This is a genomic window from Clostridium sp. AM25-23AC (genome assembly GCF_003435125.1).
GTDB classification, from domain to species: Bacteria; Bacillota; Clostridia; order Lachnospirales; family Lachnospiraceae; genus Pilosibacter; species Pilosibacter fragilis.
Map to the genome: position 1 here is coordinate 1 of NZ_QWGI01000012.1, position 20,755 is coordinate 20,755.

Below are 20,755 nucleotides of genomic sequence, written 5' to 3' on the forward strand. Positions count from 1 at the left end.
AGAGATAGAAAAAAGAGTCATCCGATGGATGGCTCTTTTTTGTATGTTCGAGCCCTGCCGGGCTCGAACGGTTCGAATGTCTCCGCTCCACTGCGGTCGTAGCAACAATTTCAAATGCTTGTAAATCATAGGATTGCATGGTATGATAAAATATGTTCGGAAATGCTGGCTGAATGTATCAGCAGAAATTGCCGACAGCACGCGATAGAGTTCATGCATGAGGGTCACACGCTCAAAAAAGTTTAAACATGAATCATGAGAAAGGGGACATAGCTGTTCTAAGGCAGTTGTAAGTGTATGGGAAAACATAGAGATGGCTTTAAGAGCCGGACAGGATTTGTACTGGCCTGCATTGGGTCGGCTGTTGGTATGGGGAATATCTGGAGATTCCCATATATGGTTTCAGAATGGGGTGGAATGACGTTCCTGCTTCCATATGTTCTGTTTGTTATTTTGATCGCTTCTACCGGAGTGATCGAGGAAATGGCGCTTGGCCGCGCGGCAAAGAGCGGACCGATCAAAGCATTCGGTAAATGTACGGAGATCCGCACCGGAAATAAGCGGATAGGAGAGGTGATCGGTGTGATTCCGGTTATCGGATCCCTGGCATTGGCGATCGGATATAGCGTGGTCGTAGGATGGATCTTTAAATATACATTTTTTGCACTTTCCGGTGGTCTCTTCCACTTAGGGCAGGACGTAGCCGCGATCGAAGGCTTGTTTGGAGGTACAGCCGCCGCATTTGGAAATAATGTATGGCAGGTGGTCGCAATGCTTGTAACCGCGGTGATCATGGCATATGGAATTTCCGGCGGAATTGAGAAAGCGAATAAGATCATGATGCCGATGCTTTTTATCCTGTTTGTTGGGCTCGGCATATATATTTTTACACTTCCAGGTTCGGAACATGGATATCGTTATATTTTTACACTGGATCCCAAAGGGCTTTTTGATCCAAGACTCTGGATCTACGCGTTCGGCCAGGCATTCTTTTCGCTTTCCATCGCAGGAAATGGAACAGTCATTTACGGTTCTTATTTGAGCGAGGAAGAGGATGTGGTCAGCTCAGCAAGAAATGTAGCATTTTTTGATACATTAGCGGCGCTTCTTGCGGCACTCGTCATTATACCGGGCATGGCAGTGGGAGGCGCAGAACTATCGTCAGGCGGACCGGGGCTGATGTTTATTTATCTGCTGAATGTGTTTAATGGCATGCCGGGCGGATGGTGTGTAGAGATAGTCTTTTATGTCTGTGTTTTGTTTGCTGGCTTAAGCTCTCTGGTAAATCTTTATGAGGCACCGGTAGAGATGATGCAGGAGCGGTTTGGGTTCAGGCGGAAAATTGCGGTTGCAGTGATCGCGATGCTTGGCGGTATCATTTCCCTGATGATCCAGGGAATCGTTTCCGGATGGATGGATGCGGTCTCCATTTATATCTGTCCGCTTGGCGCGATGCTTGCTGCTATCATGTTTTTCTGGGTAGCCGGAAAGGATTTTGCGCTTACAGCAGTTAACAAAGGAACGAAAAAAACGATCGGCAGCTGGTTTATGCCGCTTGGAAAATATGTATTGGTTCCGGCTGCGCTTCTCGCACTTGTGGCGGGGGCGCTGCTTGGGGGAATTGGCTGATAAGAGATACTTTCATGTTTCGTTAGGAGAAATCTGAGGACGGCATGTGGAAAACTTAATGGAGGAGATGACTAAAAATGAGCAGATTAAACGAATTGCTCCAACAGGCGGGCAATATTGGACGGAACGAAGATGGTTCGATCACAAGACTGGGATTTTCAGAAAAATATTTTCAGGCGCTTGAGTTTTTAAAAGGACGCATGCAGGAGCTGGGAATGCAGGTGGAGACTGACCCGGTCGGAAATCTTCATGGCGTATTGCAGGGGAGTGACCCGGCAGCAAAATCCATCGTGATCGGCTCCCACATGGATACAGTTATGCAGGGCGGTGTTTATGATGGAATGCTGGGTGTGACCGGTGCATTGGAAGTTGCAGCCCGCTTAAAGGATGAAGGACGTACCCTGCGCCATCCATTGGAGATCTGGGGATTTAATATGGAAGAGTCCAGTATTCTTGGCGGTACATTTGGAAGCAGATGCGTGACAGGGATGCTCGATCCGGATATTCCCGGATATGCGGAAAAATTAGCAAAGTTTGGCTGCAGTCCGGAAAAAGCAAAAGCCGCAAAGAGAGATATCAGCAAGTATGAGTGCTACCTGGAGTATCATATCGAACAGGGCGATAAACTCGATCATACGGGAATCGATGTGGGAGTTGTCAGCGGAATCGTCAGCATCATCGACTATAAGGTAACGGCAAAAGGCATGAGCAACCATGCGGGCACAACGATGATGGCTAACAGAAAAGATGCGCTTGTCGGAATGGCAAAGCTGATCGTGGCAGCAGAAGAGCGGGCAAGAGAACTGAATGACACACTTGTATTTACGGTCGGAAAGATCGCTGTATCCCCCGGACAGGAAAATGTAATTCCGGGACAGGCTGTGGCGAACTTTGAGATGCGTCATATGGACAAAGCTGTAACTGATCAGTTCTATGCAGATATTCAGGCATTTGCAAAAGAGATTCCGAACTGTGAGTTTGAATTTGTAAATACCAGTGCCAAATATTCCACACCGTGTGATCCGAGATTGATCAAACTGATCGACGATGTCTGCACGGAAAAGGGAATCAGCCATATCATCATGCCAAGTGGTGCAGGTCATGACGCGAATTCGATGGCCCACGAAGGTGTCCCGATCGGTATGATCTTTGTTCCGAGTGTCAAGGGCATCAGCCATCAGGGAGACGAATATACAAAACCGGAACATATCGATATGGGGGCGGATGTTCTGTATCAGACGGTGTTAAAACTGGATGAAAATGGATTTTAAGTTTTACAGATGCTCAAATGAAGAACTGAATTTTATCTGGCAGAACTTGAAAAACGATATAAACATAGGAGGTATTTTATCATGGCAAAGGAAGCGAATCCGATTCCACAGGGAAAGTATGTACCGGCAACGAGATTTGGCAATCTGATCTTTACAGCAGGTATGACACCGAGAAACAATGGTGTTCTGATCAAGACAGGAAAAGTAAAAGCGTCAGATGATATTGCTGATTATAAGGACGCTGTTGTACAGGCCGCGAAGAATGCGCTCACAGCTGCAAAAAATAAGCTGGAAGAGGGCGAGAAGATCGTACAGATCATGCAGATTACAGTTTATGTAAATTCTGAGCCGGATTTTACAAAGCAGCCGAAGATCGCGGATTTCGCGTCTGAGTATTTCTGCGAGGAGCTTGGGGAATCCGGAGTTGGAAGCCGCGCGGCTGTCGGTGTTGCGGTTCTTCCGGGAGAAGCTCCAGTGGAGATCGCGATCATTGCGGGGGTAGGCAAGTAAAATAAATTCATGCTATAAAAGAAGACCACTGATGGGAAAGATCCTGCTCAGTGGTCTTTTTTGTGTAACAGGAAATTCCGAGGAATTTCCTGTTACATAAAAAGGCACTGACGTGCCAATGATGCACGCTTGCGCGAAGATGTAGATTGTCGCAAGCAGCCGCGGGAGGCACGGAAATGTGCCAAGTCACATTCTTTTTTATTATTTTAAATATTAATGGCAATAAACATATGATAAACAGATGTATTATATTTGATATTGATATGTTTTATGCGGCGTTTTGAATTGACAAATAGTCTCTGGTTGAATATAATAAAAATACAAATATATGAACGCGTTCCAATATAATGAATTTAGAAGCGATTGAATCACGATTTCCGATTGACCAATTTTGGCTGTTTCTGGCCGACTCTATGTGGCCGATTCTACCCAACGCTAACAATGAGGAAGAATTATACGTAAAGAAACAAAAGAAGATTCGGAAATGAACAACAGAAGGGATGGATGGTTATGTTTGGTGTTTCTGGCAGTTGTGTATTTTTATGGTGTGTTTATTTGTTTTTAGGTATTTTTCCGCTGATTTATGTCACGGTTAATGACAAGAAGAAAGGGGGAAAATAAGATATGTCAAATAATGCTTTGTATATGATCGTTACGGTCATATTTATGGTCGGTCTGGCAGTGATCGGTATCTTAATTTCCCGCGGAATCAAGGACACGGAAGATTGGATGGTTGCCAGTAAATCATTAGGAAAACTCCCGATGGCTGGTACCTACTTTGCAACAATTATTTCTGCAACGTCAATTATGAGCTACATGGGCTATTATTACCTGAACGGTTGGTCTGGATGGTGGAATGCAGCCGGTACGCTTCTGACTTCTTTCCTCGCATGTATGTTCTTTGCAAGAAGAATGCGTCAGAGTGAATGTAATACTCTTCCGGAGCTGATTGAAAAACGTTACAGCGGAAAGTATTCCATCGTTATGAGTCTTCTGATCGTTGTAAGCTGTACTGCACTGTTAGGTGCACAGGTAACAGGTGCAACTATCATTTTACAGACTTTCTCCAATTGGAGCACATTAACATGCTGTGTTATTTTACTTGCAGTGTTTGTCGTATTCACATGTATCGGTGGTATGAAAGCGGTTGCATGGACAGATACGATCTGCTCCTTCGTAATCATCATTGGTATTTGGCTGATCGCAATCCAGTTCCTGTTAAAGGTTGGCGGATTCACAGCTATGAACGAAGGTATTGCGGCTCTGAATCCGGAATTTGTAAAAGGATTCAGTGTTAAGATCCCGCCGATCACAGCGTTAAGCTGGGTAGTTACATGGGGTATCTGTAACTTTGGTGCACCGCAGTTCGTAGCACGTTTCATGTCTGCTGAGAGCCCGGAAGTTGCTTCTAAGAGCCAGGGTATCACAGGCATCGGTTTATTACTTTTCTATGTTCCACTTGCAATCACTGGTTTATGCGGTATGCTGATCCACCCGGGTATCGAAAAGCAGGATATGGTATTTACAACATTAGTATTTAGTGAAGTAAATCCGATTATCGGAGCAATCATGCTTGCATCTGTTGTAGCAGCTATCATTTCTACAGCAGACAGCTTACTTCTTTTGATCGCTACAACATTTGCACATGACTTCTATTCCAAGGTAAAGAGCAATGTATCGGATAAAGAAGAGTTATTCGTATCTCGTGTTTCTACAATCGTATTTGGTATCGGTGCCGTTGCCCTTACATTCGTTATGAGCGACACGATCCAGATCATTCAGGCGAAAGCCGTTACTCTTATGGGTGCTGCAATGGCAGTCCCGATTATGGTCGGCGTTGCATGGAAGCGTGCAAATAAAATCAGTGCCATGATCGCAGCAGCGGCTGGTTTTGTGACAGCACTTGTTTGGTACGGCCTTGGACAGCCAGCTGGTATTATGGCAGCTCTTCCGGCGTGTCTGGTATGCTTTATCGTAATCATGGTTGGCTCTGTTATGACTCCGGAAAGTGCAAATGAATCTGCTGATAAGGAGACAATGGATCACTTATTTGGAGAGACAAAATAAAAAATAGAATTAAGAGATTTGCCTGCGCCGTCATAATGATCATTCTGACGGCGCAAGGAGATCTCAGTGAAAGAGGTGGATCATCGATATGAGCAGATTAAATGAATTGCTGCAGCAGGCTGGAAACATTGGACGGAATGAAGATGGTTCGATTACCCGGCTTGGATTCTCAGAAGGATACTTTCAGGCACTTGAGCTTTTAAAAGCACGCATGAAAGAAATAGGAATGCAGGTGGAAACTGACCCGGTTGGAAACCTTCATGGCATTTTGCCGGGCAGTGATCCGGAAGCAAAAGCAATTGTAATCGGTTCTCATCTGGATACAGTTATTAAGGGCGGTGTTTATGATGGCATGCTCGGTGTGACCGGTGCAATGGAAGTTGCAGCTCGTTTAAAGGACGAAGGCCGTACACTGCGTCATCCATTGGAAATTTGGGGATTTAATATGGAAGAGTCCAGTATCCTCGGTGGAACCTTCGGAAGCCGCTGTGTGACAGGAATGATCGATCCGGATCTTCCGGGATATCCGGAAAAATTAGCAAAGTTTGACTGTAGTCCGGAGAAAGTTAAAGCTGCAAAGAGAGATATCAGCAAGTATGAATGTTATCTGGAATATCATATCGAACAGGGCGATAAACTCGATAATGCGGATCTTGATGTCGGTGTTGTCAGCGGAATCGTCAGTGTGATCCGCTATGAAGTGACAGCTAAAGGCATGAGCAATCATGCAGGAACGACGATGATGGTAAACAGAAAAGATGCACTTGTCGGAATGGCAAAGCTGATCGTTGCAGCAGAACAGCGTGCAAGAGAACTGAGCGATACACTTGTATTTACCGTCGGAAAGATCGCCGTATCTCCGGGACAGGAAAATGTAATTCCGGGACAGGCAGTGGCAACCTTTGAGATGCGTCACATGGACAGAGCTGTTACAGATCAGTTCTATACAGATATCCAGGCACTCGCAAAAGAAATTCCGAACTGTGAATTTGAATTTGTAAATACCATCGCAAAATACTCTACACCGTGTGATCCGAGGCTGATCAAACTGATTGATGGTGTCTGCACAGAGAAAGGAATCGGTCATGTCATCATGCCGAGCGGTGCTGGCCACGACGCAAACCCGATGGCACACGAAGGAGTCCCGATCGGTATGATCTTTGTTCCGAGTGTTAAGGGCGTCAGCCATCAGGGTGATGAATATACAAAACCGGAACATGTGGACATCGGTGCTGACGTTCTGTATCAGACGGTACTGAAACTTGATGAAAACGGACTTTAAAGCCTGACAGATAAAATGGAAAAGGAGAATGAGACTATGATGGATCTTGCTGTAATCAATGGACTTGTATTTATTGAAGGCGGCTTCCGCAAAGCGGATGTCGGAATTAAAGATGGGAAATTTGCTTTGATCGCAGAGCCGGGCTGCCTGCCGGAAGCTGAGCGCACAATTGATGCAGGCGGAAAATATGTTCTTCCTGGTGGAATTGATACTCATGTACATTATCGTGATCCTGGCCACTGGGAGCGTGAGACATTTGAGGTTGGTACACGTGCAGCAGCAGCCGGTGGATGTACAACATTCTTTGAGCATCCGATTTCTATGCCGCCGCAGTGGAATGGAGAGATTTTAAAGAACCGTATCAGCATCTGTAAAGGTGAAGAAAGCGCAGCGAATGACCGTCATGAGAAAGGAAGCTGTGTAGACTTCTGCTTCTTCGGAGCAGCAGGCGGTGAGCATCCGGAAGCAATCGAGCCGCTTTCCCATGAAGGAATTATCGCATATAAGACATTCTTACATGAAGCTCCGGAAGGAAGAGATGCAGAGTTTGAAGGTCTGACAAGTGCAAACAACGATCAGTTATACCGTGTCCTTGAAGAAGTTAAGAAGACAGGTCTGGCAGTTGCGGCACATGCAGAGGATAATGAGCTTGTAACAGGTTTCATTAAACGCCTTAGAGAACAGGGACGTCAGACAGAAAATATTGCTCACTGTGAGTCACGTCCACCGATCGTAGAGATCGAAGCAATCTCCAAGATGCTGAAATTTGGTAAGGACGTTGGATGCCCGATCGAATTAGTACATGTTTCCACCTGGCAGGCAATGGAACTTGCAAAGAAAGCAAAAGCAGAGGGACAGCCGGTTATGGTCGAGACCTGTCCGCACTATCTGCTTCTCGATGAGAGCTATGTAGAAAAATACGGTGCATACGCAAAGTGCAACCCGGCGCTTAGAAAAAAAGAGGATGTAGAGCGTCTCTGGGATTATGTAAAAGACGGTACCGTTGATTTCATCGGCAGTGATCACAGCCCGTTCTTAGTTTCCGAGAAAGAAAAGAAAGATAAAGATGGAAATAAGGATATTTTCCTTTCTCCATCTGGATTCCCGGGAATCGATCTTCGTCTCCCGTTAATGATTACAGAGGGATTAAAGCGTGGCGTCAGCCTTGAAAAGATTGTAGAACTCTTAAGCGTTAATCCAGCTAAGTTATTCCATATCTTCCCACAGAAAGGAACGATCTCTGCAGGAGCAGACGGCGACCTTGTTATCGTTGATATGAATAAGAAGGTTACCTGCCATGCTGAGGACAGCTATTCTCAGGCAAAAGGTATCATGAAGGTATACGAAGGCTGGCAGCTTGACTGTGCAGTTGACAGTACAATCGTTCGTGGACGTGTTGTTTACGAGAATGGTAAAGTTGACGAGAGCGCATCTGGCTGGGGCGAATTTGTAAAACCGGTATTAAAAAAATAATTAAATCATGATTTTATGAGAAAATTCCCTGTGAATAAAAGTTTCAGCTGTTCAACAGGGAATTCTCTAACTATTATGTTTATTTCTATTTAGGGAAAAATGATCAGAACAGCCGGGGGATACAGCTGGTCTGATCTGCAAAATGTATAATGTCAAAGGGGAAATTATTATGACAAGAGAAGCAAATCCAATTCCGCAGGGAAAATATGTTCCGGCAACAAGATTCGGCAATATGATCTTTACAGCAGGTATGACACCGCGCAATAACGGAGTACTGTTAAAAACAGGAAAAATTAAAGCAACAGACGAAATTGCAGATTATAAAGAGGCTGTTGTCCAGGCAGCAAAGAATGCACTGACAGCGGCGAAAAATAAGCTGGAGAACGGTGAAAAAATTGTACAGATCATGCAGATCACCGTTTATGTAAACAGCGAGACAGATTTCACAAAACAGCCAAAGATTGCAGATTTTGCATCGGAGTATTTCTGTGAAGAACTCGGAGAATCTGGAGTCGGAAGCCGGGCTGCGGTTGGGGTTGCAGTTCTTCCGGGGGACGCACCGGTTGAAATATCTATTATTGCTGGAGTTGAAAATTAAAAATTAACAGGATGTAATAGAAAGTGACTGCTGTCAAATAGAAAATTTGTGCAGCAGTTTTTCTATTTACATATGTAGTGAATGGAAAATCAGAAAATACATGCGAGTATATATGTAGGGGGAGTATATATGTCATTATTTCCAGAAAGCGCTTATCAGTTAGAATTACCCAAAATGCATAGAGTCCTGCAAAAATTTGATACAACACAGTTAGAAAATGTAGAGGAGACTTTGCGTGCCGAAATGCATAAGAAGGAAATCAGCAGTCTTGTAAAACCGGGAATGAGGATTGCTATGGCCGTGGGAAGCCGCGGAATTCAGAATTTGGCGTTGATCGTCAAAACTATTGCGGACGAATTGCAGAACATGGGAGCAATGCCGTTTATCGTTCCGGCTATGGGATCGCATGGAGGAGGAACCGCTAAGGGACAGACAGCGGTTTTGGAAGGCTATGGAATTACGGAAGAGGCAATAGGAATCCCGGTTAAATCCAGTCTCGAGGTTGATGAAATTGGAACCGTAGAATGTGAGAGTGGAACGGTTCAGGTTGTAGTTGATCATTATGCAGCTCATGCTGATCTGATCATTCCTATTGGAAGAGTAAAACCGCATACAGATTTCAGAGGTCCTATTGAAAGCGGATTATGTAAAATGCTTACGATCGGGCTGGGAAAATTTGAGGGCTGCACGAGACTGCACCATATGGGAGCAATACATTTTCCTACGCTTCTTCCAGTTGCCGCAAAACTTGTAATTGACAAAACTCCGGTAGGTTTTGGAGTTGCAATTATTGAAAACAGCTATGATCAGACGTACCATATTGAGATGGTTCCTGCAGACAAGATCCACGACAGAGAGCCGGAATTGTTAAAAATCGCGCGTTCAAAGATGCCAAAGATCCTGGTGAAGGAAATTGATGCATTAATTGTGCAGGAAATGGGAAAAGATATTTCCGGAGCAGGTATGGATCCGAATATTATAGGACGTGCGGCCAGAGGAAGATTGAAAGACTTTGATGGTCCGGAAATACAGAGAATTTTAGTGAAGAGTCTTACAAAAGATACACATGGAAATGCAAGCGGCATTGGATTAGCGGACTATGTTTTAAAGCCGTGTGCGGAAACAATCGATTTAGGGGCAACATACACCAACTCGGTGAGCTGTGGTAATCCGGAAGGTGGCCGGATTCCAATTCAGGTGACAGATGTAAAAGAGGGAGTTTTAGCCTGTCTGCGGAGTGGTGTGGGTGTAGAGCTGAATGCTCCGAAGCTTGTGTATATAAAAAATACACTCCAATTAGGGGAGATATGGGTCTCAGATGCACTTATCGAGGAAGTGAGAAGAAATCCTCAGCTGATATTATGTGATGAAGAGCAGTCGATCGAGAAGTTACAAATGTCATAAAAGAGGAGAAAAATGATAAGTCTCCTGTTATTGCAAAATTTGTTTGTTTTTCCATGCAGAATGCATTATACTAAAAAGAGGTGAAAAAGAAATAAATGGAAATAATCCTTTTTGGGGGGTAAAATGAATGCAGGAAAAGGAACCTCAATATATAAATTCAATTATAAGGGCAACTGCGATATTAGAGTTATATGAAAAGCTGAATGTACAGTATCTTGGAATCGCCGAGATCAGCAAAGAATTGGGAATTCAGAAAACAACGGTATTTAATATTGTAAAAACACTGGTGCATCAGGGATGGCTGATTCAGGACAATCCGAACGGAAAATACCGGCTTGGGACCAGAATTCTCAGGGTATCCACGATGATCACGCGGAGTATCACGACGGAAGAACTCATAGAAAAGGAAATGAGGCGCCTGAGAGATGAGTACAATGAGGATGTTGTACTGACTGCTATGGTTGACGGGGTTCCAATCTGTGTAGAGAAAGTAAAATCTGCAAATTATCTCCAGATCCAGTCAAAAGTAGGACGTGTCGGAAGCTATGTAAAGGGTTCCACTGGAAAGACCGTGTTTGCATGGCAGCCGGAGAATTTTATTCAGGAGATACTGAGAAAGATATATCCGGAGACGGAAGCGGGATTGCGGGAGAAAGAGCAGGTTGAGGAACAGCTAAAAAAAATCCGGGAGCAGGGATATTGTATCAGTATTTCAGAGCAGGATAAGGGCGTTGCATCTGTTGCGGTTCCAATCTTAAATGATAAAGGGTATGCAGTATACTCACTGGCTGTGGTCGGAGAGGAAAATCGAATGCGGCAGAAGGGGCTGGATGTGATCCGGCAGGAGCTTGTGAGAGTTGCACGGAGTCTTGGAAGAGAACAGCATTATATGAAAGGGTAGCAGCTTTTTACAGAAAATTTATCCCACAACAAATATAGAAAAACACTGTTTTGCATGAAGGGGGTAATCAAAAATGCGAAACAGTGTTTTTTCTATTATCAGTAAATAAGGAGGTAATCAATAGTGGTGTGGATCGTATCGGGCATGTAAGAGGGAATAATCCAATTTGGGTGCATTTGGATTAGATTATGCGCGGTAGATATCGACCATCTTGCAGATTCTCTTTACAGCATCAACGGCCTTGTCGTGATCCTGAGAGAAATTCATACGGATAAAATCACCGTACTGTTTGCCGAACTCTGTACCCGGTGTTACAGTAACACTTGCCTGTGCGCGGCAGAGCTTTGTAAACTGGAAAATATCAACTTTTAATTTCGGCAACTGCATGAAGATATAGCTTCCGCCTTCTGTTGGACGAGCCCAGCATCCAGGGCAGCTGTTGATGACGGCAAGAATATCATCGCGGATCTGTCTGTGATCAGCAATACGTTTCTCCATCCATCCATCCGGCTCAGAGAACCATCTGTAGAAAGCTGCCTGATTGTAACCTGCACAGCGTAAGGAAACGACGGCCTGAAGTTTTTCCATGCGGGTGATGATTTCAGGTGTACCATAGCCGACACCGAGACGGAAACCACTTAAGGACTCTGTTTTGGACGGACCCATAATTGTGATCAGCTTGTCCGGTTTCTCCGGGAGTGCACGCATGTGTGTGTAAGTGAAATCTTTTTCAAGGATCTGGCGGCTGTAAAGCTCATCTGCAAGGATTGCAACGTCGTATTTCTTTGCGAGGCGTGCAATCTCAGAAACTTCTTCTTTGGAGAAGACTGCGCCAGTCGGGTTGTTCGGGTTTGAGTAGAGGAACAGCTTTACACCGTTTTTGAAAGCTTCTTCCAGCTCTTTTAAATCGATACCGGATGTGTGGGGAGCAGCGTCTTTCCAGTTCATGTGGATCGGAACCATCTCGCCCTCGAAGAATTCAACAAGTTTACGGTTGTCGAAGTAATCCGGTTCAACGATAGCGACCTTGTCACCTCTGCCGACTAAGGAACCCATCGCTAAGAAAAGCGCTCCCTGTGTACCAGGTGTAAGGATGATCTCTGTCTTCGGGTCTACCGGAGCGCCGCTGTACTCTGCGAGTTTTTCAGCAAGATATTCACGGATCGCGCCTTTGCCGCGGTATTCTGTGTATGCCTGATAGGTACCATCTACACAATAGTGTTTCACAAATGTCTCAAGGCTGCCTGGGATCGGCTGGTGTGCGTTTACATCACCGTGAGAGAAATCAACAGCCGGTCCTTCAAGTTTGTCACCGATCATCGGAAGCTCTTCTGCTTTCTGAAGTCCTTCCTGTCCGGGGGCGTTGTCTGTGCCAAGTCTTGCAAATTTTTCTGCTAAATAATCCATAAGTTTACCTCTCCTTTTTATCAATCAGTCTGGTGTGTGAAAATTGGAATGACTGCATTGACTGTGTGAAATGCTTTTCTCTTTGTATCTATACAATAACATGAAAAGATCACATTGTAAAACGGATAAATCAGATATATAATATATGCAAAACAGATGTTTTGGGAGGTGAAATTTATGAATGATGAGGCACTCGAAACGTATTTAAATATTGTAAAGACACACAGTCTTACAAAGACAGCGGAGAACATGTTTATCTCACAGTCAGCAGTGAGCAACCGGCTGATCAGTCTGGAAAAGGAATTGAATGTGAAACTTATTGATCGGAGTCCAGGGCAGAAAGGGGTCGTGCTGACGCAGAAAGGTGAAGAATTTGTTGAATTTGCGAAAAGACATCAGGAACTGAACCGGCAGATTCAGGATTGGAGCCGGGGAGATGTGACGGAGGTGTTACGGGTAGCGTCTGTTATCAGCCTCACGGACTATGTGAAAGGGTTTTACAGGGAACTTCTTGGGAAGGGAAAACTTTCGATCACATTAGCGACACACTGGACAGACCGCATTATTTCGATGTTGGAGAACAGGGAGACAGACATCGGAATTACCCCGCGTGTCTTTTATTCGAAGGCGGTGGAGGCTGTACCGATCTTTAGGGAACCGTTATTTCTGCTTAGCTCAAAAAGTGTTTCTGATTACCCTGAGGTTGTGCAGGCACAGCAGTTAAAGCGTTCCAATGAAATCTATTTTGATTGGGGAACGGGGTTTGTGGAGTGGCATGAAAAACAGATGAACCCGTTAGATCTGCCGCTTATGGTGACAGATACAACGGAGCTGATACCGGAACTTTTACGGATTCCTAATTCTTTCAGTATTATTCCTGCATGCATTTTTAAAAACTATCATGATACAGAGCTGAGACTTTCCAGAATTGTTCCGGAACCACCTCCAAGAATCTGCTATCTCTTAAAGCTTAGGGAACTGCACTCACAGAAAAAGGAACTGATCGAGCAGTTTGAAAAGGAATTTAAAGAATATATACGGACGGTTGAGGATGTTATCAGTATTTAGCCGGAAAACATCTCCACCGCCAGCTTCGTAAATTCCTCCATAGCCTTTGATACATATCTCTTTTTCTTCCACATAACAGCGATGTCGCGGCTCACATCATCGGAGTCCAGTTTGTAAAAGACGACGGGTTCATCGTGGTCGGACATGCGGGCAACGGTGTCAGACAGGAGTGTGACGCCGAGACCGGCACCGCAGGAGCGGTAGGCGGTGGCGAGCTGATCCAACTGCAGGCGGATATTTGGGGCAAAGCCATTTTGGGAACAGAGCTTCACGGCGCGCTCGTAGGCAATGGTCTCCGGGCGAAGCAGCAGGAAAGGGGCCTTTGCGAAGGAAGAGAGGGGGACGGAAGGCGCAGCCGGATCTAAATGAACACCGCGGCGGATCTCATCGGCGGTGAATGCCGCAGGAAGAAGGTCTTTTTTTATTCCCATAGAGGCAAAGAAATTTGGAGCATCTGGGACAGCGAGGAGAAAGTGGTCTTCAAAGAGGATAACAGAGTTGAAGGTGTCACACTGCTGGTCCACCGGATCCACAAGGATGTCGAGCGCTTCATTCGCGAGCCGCTTTTGTAATTCGAGAGATGGCGCTTCCTGAACGTCCAGAGAGATTCCGGGATAGCGGCGGCTGTACTCGGCAACGACCGGGAGAACGATGCTGGAGAGGAAAAAGCTGGAGGCGCCGATCCTCAGAGCCCCTGTTTTGAGGTTCGAGAGGTCGTTGCAGTAGACCTTCAGATCCTCTTCAATGCGGTGGAGCTTTTCCACGGCATCGATGTAGGTGCGGCCGGCGTCAGTTAAAAGAAGACGGGAGGAAGAACGCTCAAATATGGGCTGGCCTAACTCCTGTTCTTCTTTTTTTACTGCGATGCTGATAGCGGGCTGGGTGATATAGAGATTCCTTGCCGCGGCGGAGAAGCTGCCGCAGCGGTAAATTTCGTAGATATAGTCTTTTGACTGGAACATTTTGTTCTCCTACATATAAATGATGTTGGGGTCAAAAGCTTTTGACCCCTCTGATACCGGATTGCTCTGCACTGCGTGCTCCCGCATCTCCGCTCTGCTTCGGTCGGTGCTAAACATGTGCCACTGGCACATAGCCCCCTCAAAAACATTCGTAATTCGCTCATTTTGCTTTGAAAAATGGCTGCTTACTCATGTTTTTGGCGGGTCTCAAGGTCAAAAATTCTCCTGCAAGCAAGCTTGCGTCGAACTTCTGACCTTTTGACCCTAGTATCATATAAATATAGTTAATGAAAAATATCAATATTATAAATTTGATTATATATGAGATCCATGGTATATTCAAGATGATCAAGGGAGGGAATAAAAATTACTGTACACGTGTAGGAATTTTCTGAACTGAAAATTCCGTACAATACAGTGGTGGTAGTGGATTTTGCTGATTCGGAATGCGAAGCATCGGCAAAATCAGTTACTGTTTGCGCAAGGTGTGAACAGTAAAAGGATTTATGTGCCGGGAAGATAGCTTTTGACAGATCAAAATAACAGCAAATACGAACAGCAGCACAGTGGAAACAGTTTCCCGGAGATGATGAAAGAACGCGGGCTGTGCAAAAAGGGAGAAGGAAATGAGTTACTTAAAAACATTGTTTATCATCTGCCCGATCTTCTTTATTTCGGGTATCATTGATTCCATAGGCGGAGGCGGAGGATTGATCGCGCTGCCGACATACTTAATGATCGGATTGCCGGTCCGTTCGGCTTACGGCTGCAACAAGCTGCAGGCAGGTCTCGGAAACCTGGTCTCGGCGATCAAGTATTTTAAAAACAACATGGTCGATCTGAGGATCGCACTGGTCTCAGCTATCACAGCGATGACGGGGGCATGGATCGGAACAAAGATCATCTTTCTCCTTCCGGAGGAGAGCATCCAGAAGGCCATCACGGTGGCGCTTCCGGTGATCGCCCTCATCATGGTTCTCAGAAAGACTGATGCGAGAAACGTGATCATGAGAAGCGAGATCTCGAAAAAAACAGTTGTTCAGGCCCTGATCGTCGGCGTGATCATGGGATTTTACAACAGTCTTTTCGGACCGGGGATCGGTACCGTAGCGATCATCGCATTTACGATGATCATGCACTATGATGCGAGATGTGCATCCGGTAACGGTAAGGTCCTCATTGTACTTACGAATGCCATTGCCCTTGTAAGCTATGTGAAAACGGGAAATGTCGCTTACGAGATCGCTTGTCCGGCAGCAATCTGTGCCATTGCAGGAAACCTCGTCGGCGTTAATCTGGCGATCAGGAAGGGTGAGAAGATCATCAAACCGGTGATGCTAGTCGTAGTGATCCTCACTGTGATCAAATTTGCCTGGCAGAATCATCTGTGGGGTTAAATGCATAAAATTCAATAAGGTTTACCTGTTTTTGTTTACCCATATAAAAGAGGCCGGTCGATCAAAGACTGGTCTCTTTTATTTGAAAATAGAAAAGACTGATGATCAATGGATATACAGATCATCAGTCTTTTTGGGGAAAATCAGGGGAATATTAAATAATTCCTGTAAAGTAGAGAACGAGAGTCATAGCACAGCAGGCAAGACCGCCGATGAGAGTAGAACCGCCGACAGAGCGGAGTCCCTGTTTGAAGTCCAGATTACTGAGAGAGCAGGTAAGCCAGAATCCGGAACTGTTTGCGTGGCTGAATGCAATGCCGCCAGAGCACATCGCAAGGTAAGCTGCTAAGGTGGAAACGCCGAGAGTCTCAAGCATCGGCTGGCATAAAGCGGCAGAAGTAGTAACAGCTAATGTATTGGAACCGGTAACGATACGGATCAGGATACCGATGAGCATCGGGACGAAAATTCCAGGAATATGGGCACTTACTACGAGGTTTGCGAGAGTTTCTGCAACGCCGGCACTCTTGATAAATGCAGCCAGGGAACCGCCAAGGGCAGTAATAAATACAGGACCTGCACAGTCAATAACTGCTTTGCTGATCCAGTCATTGCGGACATCTTCACGTTTCCACCATTCTTTCACCTGAAGGAATACTGCGAGGAAGCAGCCGATGATCAGGGCAGAGAGAGGTGCACCGATAAAGTTCATAACACTTGCAAATATGGTGCCGGGAAGAAGAACGCCTGTAACAGTCTGACCTACGATTAAGAGGACCGGAACAACGATCGGAAGGATCGCCCTTATAAGACTCATAGTGATCTTGTCTTTAGTATCTTCCTGATTTAAAAAGTTGGCATTTAGCTCTACATGTTCATTCTTTAAAGTTGATGCATAAAGTACGGTTGCGATCAATCCGGGGATAGATACAAGGATGCCCCACGGGATCGCCTCACCGAGAGAAAGACCGAGAGTAGCAGCACCGGCAACTGGGCCAGGAGTCGGCGGAACCAGGGAACTCGTTACGATACTGACCTGAATAACAGCTGCAAATGCCATCATGGAGATTCCGGTCTGCTGCGCCAGGTTTGTACAGAGCGGGATGGTAAGTAAGCTTACGGTATCCGGGAATACAGGGATACCAAGGATGCAGGCACTGGTGCCAATGGCCCAGAGTACACGTTTTTTTCCACAAAAATCTACCAGTGAGGTTGTGAGTTTGACAATTGCGCCGGTTTCACTTAAAATAAGACCGAGCAATGAGCCGAGGAAGATGACCAGAGCAACACTGGTACAGGTACTTCCAAAGCCGGAATTCAGTGTGGACGGAATCTTTTCAAGAGGTGTTCCGACGAGAATACCGAGAGTGATGGTGGCAATTAAAAGTGCGAGTATTGCATGGAATTTTAATTTACCGACCATGAGGATCAATAATGCGACTACAATACATAAGACAATAACAACATAAGTACTAGACATAAAAATCTCCTTTTCCGTATGTAAATCTCCAATACACATATGAGAAGCATAAGCACAATCATATTATAAATAAAAGAATGGGAAAAAACCAACATTGTATGGGAATAAGCTTATTCCAAAATAGACTGTGCAAATTATATAAAAAATAACTAAATACAAAAGAAACGGCACAAAAGTTGCACAGAAAAGAGGAACATGACATGGAATATTTAGAAGTAAGAGATGCAATCTGTGTGCTAGCAGTTGCAGAGGAACAGAGCTTTTCACGAGCAGCGGAGCGGTGCTATATCTCGCAGTCGGCGCTCAGCAAAATCATAAGAAAGACAGAACGTAATCTCGGGGTAGAACTCTTTTCGAGAGGCTGTGTTCCGGTGCGCCTGACGGCAGAGGGAGAACGTTTTCTGGGACTGTTCCGAAAAATGTATGATACACATCTGGAGATGGAGCAGCTAAGTGATGAGATCCGGCGAAGAAAGAAGAGTGACTTAAGCATTGGAGCTGCTTCTTATTTTTGTACATACGTCCTTCCGGGAATTATTGGAGACTATAATCTGGAAAACCCGGAAGTGAATATCAAGGTGATTGAGAGCAATGATAAGGAAAAAGTGGAATTTTTACACTCCGGCATCTGTGATATTGGAATATCCGTCAATACGGAGATGCCGTCAGATCTTGACTATTTCGTCTTATGTCGTGAGAATATTCTGTTAGCAGTTCCAAAGGAGCTGAAGGTCAACCATGGACTTGAGAAAGCAGCGCTGTCATACAGCGATATCTGCAGCGGAAAGTATCTGGATCCGGATACACCGGCGGTTTCGTTAAAAAAGTTTGAAAAGGAGAATTTTCTGTTCCTGCGTCAGGGAAATGATCTTTGGACGAGAGGACTTGCAATCTGCCATGACGCGGGGTTTGAGCCTAAGATTCTGATGGAGCTGGATCAGCTTCAGACCGCGTATTATCTGGCGGATGCCGGAAAAGGCGTTGCATTTATCCGGGCAGGAATTCCTTATTATGTGGGAGATTCCGGAAACCTGAACTTTTACCGGATCGATCATCCCAAAATGAGCAGAGAAGTCCGTGTTTACTATAATAAAGAAGAGAAATTCCCTAAAGTGCAGAAAGATTTTATGGAGTATCTGAAAAAATACCCGGTGTTCGCATGAGCGCACCGGGTATTTCCTTTTTGGAATAGAGTCATGACAGATGCGCACTTGGATTTTGAGTGAAATATAGTTATGATGTTTTCAGAAGCAAAGCACAGGCACAATCTCATATTTGACACACGAAGACTGGAAAGGAGACATTATTATGAAAAAAATTGCATTTTTAGGCGGTGGAAAAATCGGAAGAACGATGATTGCTCATGTGACGGAGGGAAAGAAAGCGGAGGTCGCTTTTGTGTACGATCCGTTTGTAAAGGATACCGACATCTGCGGAGTGAAGGTCGTCTCTGATATTACAGAAGATATGTTTGAGGGACTCGATCTGGTCATTGAGTGCGCGACAGCGGAAGTTGTTGCAGCTAATATCGTGACTGCATTAAAACATTGTGATTTCATGCCGTTCTCCATGACAGCATTTCGCGATGACGAATTAAGAGAAAAAGCAAGGGAGACAAGCCTAACACACGGCACAAGAGTATATCTCCCGCACGGAGCAATTCTTGGTCTGGACGGAATCTTTGACGGACGTTCTGAACTTACAGAGGTTTCAGTTGTCACAACAAAGAATCCGAAAGCTCTCGGAAGAACAGATACCGAGTATACAGTTCTCTACGAGGGATCGACAAGAGAGGCTACGAAGCTTTATCCGAGAAATGTCAATGTCCATGCGGCTCTTGCGCTGGCAGGAATCGGATTTGACAAGACTCATTCAAAAATCGTTGCTGATCCGTCAGTGAACACAAATACTCATGAAATCCACATCGTTGGAAAAGGAATTGATTTCACAATTCGAGTATCCAGCTTCTCTGAAGGTGGAGTGTCCGGCAAATACGTACCGCTTTCCGCATGCGGAAGTCTGGATCGTGTTCTTGGTGGAGCAGGATTCCAGTTTGTATAGAGTCTGAAACATATGGGTTACGAATGAGCACTTATTCAAGAAAGGATATAACAAAACTATGAAAAACAGAATTGCATCAAGAATGGATAAACTTCTTCCTTCAGGAATCAGAAAAGTGAATGAAAAAGCGCTTGCAATGGAAAGAGAAGGAAAAAACGTCATTCATTTTGAGATTGGACGTCCGGATTTTGATACACCGGATTACATAAAAAAAGCAGCTGAGGACAGTTTAAAGCGCGGTGAAGTTTTCTACACATCCAACTATGGCGATATGCAGCTTCGTGAGACGATTGCCTGGAAATTGACGACCCAGAATCAGATTCCGACAAAGGCAACGGAAGTACTTGTCACGGTAGGTCTTTCTGAGGCGATTTTTGATCTCTTATGCACAATCTTAGATGCGGGAGATGAGATTTTGGTTCCGGATCCAGTATGGATGAATTATGTGAATGTTCCGCGTCTTCTTGGTGCAGTTCCGGTAAGCTACAGGCTTCGTGAGGAGAACGACTACCAGATGGATCTCGACGAAGTGAGATCCAAGATCACAGATAAGACAAAAGCGCTTGTTATCGTAACTCCGAATAACCCGACAGGAAGTGTCCTTTCTGAGGAAGTTCTCACAGAACTTGCAAAGCTTGCCGTCGAGAAAGATATTCTGATCATTGCTGACGAAGTTTACGAGCGTCTGCTCTATGATGGAACAAAGCATGTGAGCATTGCCTCCCTTCCGGGAATGAAAGAACGTACTTTCACATTAAATGGAATGTCAAAGGCATATTCCATGACCGGCTGGCGTCTCGGTTACGTATCTGCGCCGGAAGAGTATATCCTTGCGATGAATAAGATCCATCAGCACAACGTTACCTGTGCTCCGTCCTTTGTACAGAAGGCCTCCATCGCTGCGCTCCGCGATGAGACGGACGAAGTAGAGAAGATGGTAGTGGAATATCAAAGGAGAAGAGATTATGCGGTAAAGGCGATCAACGAGATTCCGGGACTCTCCTGCCGCTGCCCAAAGGGTGCATTCTATATTTTCATTAATATCAAAGACCTTGGTATTTCAAGCGCGAAGTTTGCGGATTATCTTCTTGAAGAGGCGTATATTGCACTCGTTCCGGGAGATGTATTCGGCACATCTGGTGAAGGCTATATCCGCATGTCCTTTGCAAACAGCTATGAAAACATCGTGGAAGGTGTAGATCGTATGGCAAAGGCTGTTGAGAAATTAAGAATAGAAAAGTAATC

The 20,755-nt window shown here is 45.1% G+C and carries 17 protein-coding genes; 14 read left to right on the plus strand and 3 right to left on the minus strand.

Annotation, left to right across the window (positions count from 1 at the left end; all coding sequences use genetic code 11):
• The first annotated feature begins 297 nt into the window (after positions 1-297).
• The 9 genes from DW677_RS08695 (at position 298) to DW677_RS08735 (ending at position 11,135) form a co-directional block, all read left to right on the plus strand.
• Positions 298-1,629: a sodium-dependent transporter gene (locus DW677_RS08695; RefSeq protein WP_117472188.1), complete on the plus strand. Its 1,332-nt coding sequence runs from the start codon at positions 298-300 to the stop codon at positions 1,627-1,629.
• 77 nt (positions 1,630-1,706) lie between these two features.
• Positions 1,707-2,900, plus strand: a complete 1,194-nt coding sequence (locus DW677_RS08700) for a Zn-dependent hydrolase (RefSeq protein ID WP_117472190.1) — start codon at positions 1,707-1,709, stop codon at positions 2,898-2,900.
• Positions 2,901-2,981: 81 nt separating this feature from the next.
• Positions 2,982-3,410, plus strand: a complete 429-nt coding sequence (locus tag DW677_RS08705) for a RidA family protein (RefSeq protein ID WP_117472192.1) — start codon at positions 2,982-2,984, stop codon at positions 3,408-3,410.
• Between the two features lie 624 nt (positions 3,411-4,034).
• Positions 4,035-5,477: a sodium:solute symporter family protein gene (locus tag DW677_RS08710; RefSeq protein ID WP_117470123.1), complete on the plus strand. Its 1,443-nt coding sequence runs from the start codon at positions 4,035-4,037 to the stop codon at positions 5,475-5,477.
• 88 nt (positions 5,478-5,565) lie between these two features.
• The gene (locus tag DW677_RS08715) at positions 5,566-6,759 is read left to right on the plus strand and encodes a Zn-dependent hydrolase (protein WP_117472194.1); all 1,194 of its coding nucleotides are present in this window, start codon (positions 5,566-5,568) and stop codon (positions 6,757-6,759) included.
• Between the two features lie 36 nt (positions 6,760-6,795).
• Entirely contained in the window at positions 6,796-8,232 is a 1,437-nt protein-coding gene (locus tag DW677_RS08720; protein WP_117472196.1) for an amidohydrolase family protein, read from the plus strand.
• A gap of 169 nt (positions 8,233-8,401) precedes the next feature.
• Positions 8,402-8,830 carry a RidA family protein gene (locus tag DW677_RS08725; protein ID WP_117472198.1) on the plus strand — a complete coding sequence of 143 codons (429 nt, stop codon included), beginning with the start codon at positions 8,402-8,404 and terminating at the stop codon, positions 8,828-8,830.
• 81 nt (positions 8,831-8,911) lie between these two features.
• Positions 8,912-10,234: a lactate racemase domain-containing protein gene (locus DW677_RS08730; protein ID WP_117472200.1), complete on the plus strand. Its 1,323-nt coding sequence runs from the start codon at positions 8,912-8,914 to the stop codon at positions 10,232-10,234.
• Between the two features lie 127 nt (positions 10,235-10,361).
• Complete coding sequence (locus tag DW677_RS08735) at positions 10,362-11,135, plus strand: IclR family transcriptional regulator (RefSeq protein WP_015552733.1); 774 nt, start codon at positions 10,362-10,364, stop codon at positions 11,133-11,135.
• A gap of 186 nt (positions 11,136-11,321) precedes the next feature.
• Here DW677_RS08735 and DW677_RS08740 read toward each other — a convergent pair whose 3' ends face one another.
• Positions 11,322-12,542: a pyridoxal phosphate-dependent aminotransferase gene (locus DW677_RS08740; RefSeq protein WP_117566980.1), complete on the minus strand. Its 1,221-nt coding sequence runs from the start codon at positions 12,540-12,542 to the stop codon at positions 11,322-11,324.
• 177 nt (positions 12,543-12,719) lie between these two features.
• On the opposite strand from DW677_RS08740, the gene DW677_RS08745 reads away from it, so the two are divergent.
• Complete coding sequence (locus DW677_RS08745; RefSeq protein ID WP_181968332.1) at positions 12,720-13,610, plus strand: LysR family transcriptional regulator; 891 nt, start codon at positions 12,720-12,722, stop codon at positions 13,608-13,610.
• On the opposite strand, the gene DW677_RS08750 is transcribed toward DW677_RS08745, so the two are convergent.
• Complete coding sequence (locus DW677_RS08750; RefSeq protein ID WP_117566981.1) at positions 13,607-14,572, minus strand: LysR family transcriptional regulator; 966 nt, start codon at positions 14,570-14,572, stop codon at positions 13,607-13,609. The genes DW677_RS08745 and DW677_RS08750 overlap by 4 nt on opposite strands.
• 626 nt (positions 14,573-15,198) lie before the next feature.
• Here DW677_RS08750 and DW677_RS08755 point away from each other — a divergent pair.
• On the plus strand, positions 15,199-15,969 hold the full coding sequence (locus DW677_RS08755; protein ID WP_117515044.1) for a sulfite exporter TauE/SafE family protein: 771 nt from the start codon (positions 15,199-15,201) through the stop codon (positions 15,967-15,969).
• 154 nt (positions 15,970-16,123) lie between these two features.
• Here DW677_RS08755 and DW677_RS08760 read toward each other — a convergent pair whose 3' ends face one another.
• Positions 16,124-17,449, minus strand: coding sequence for a GntP family permease (locus tag DW677_RS08760; RefSeq protein WP_181968333.1), 1,326 nt, complete (start codon positions 17,447-17,449; stop codon positions 16,124-16,126).
• A gap of 200 nt (positions 17,450-17,649) precedes the next feature.
• Here DW677_RS08760 and DW677_RS08765 point away from each other — a divergent pair, with 200 nt between their 5' ends.
• The 3 genes from DW677_RS08765 (at position 17,650) to DW677_RS08775 (ending at position 20,753) form a co-directional block, all read left to right on the plus strand.
• Positions 17,650-18,612, plus strand: a complete 963-nt coding sequence (locus DW677_RS08765; protein WP_117470114.1) for a LysR family transcriptional regulator — start codon at positions 17,650-17,652, stop codon at positions 18,610-18,612.
• Positions 18,613-18,757: 145 nt separating this feature from the next.
• A complete protein-coding gene (locus tag DW677_RS08770; RefSeq protein WP_117470113.1) occupies positions 18,758-19,510 on the plus strand; it encodes an aspartate dehydrogenase domain-containing protein in 753 nt (250 codons plus the stop codon).
• Positions 19,511-19,568: 58 nt separating this feature from the next.
• On the plus strand, positions 19,569-20,753 hold the full coding sequence (locus DW677_RS08775; protein ID WP_117470112.1) for a pyridoxal phosphate-dependent aminotransferase: 1,185 nt from the start codon (positions 19,569-19,571) through the stop codon (positions 20,751-20,753).
• The last annotated feature ends 2 nt before the right edge of the window (positions 20,754-20,755 follow it).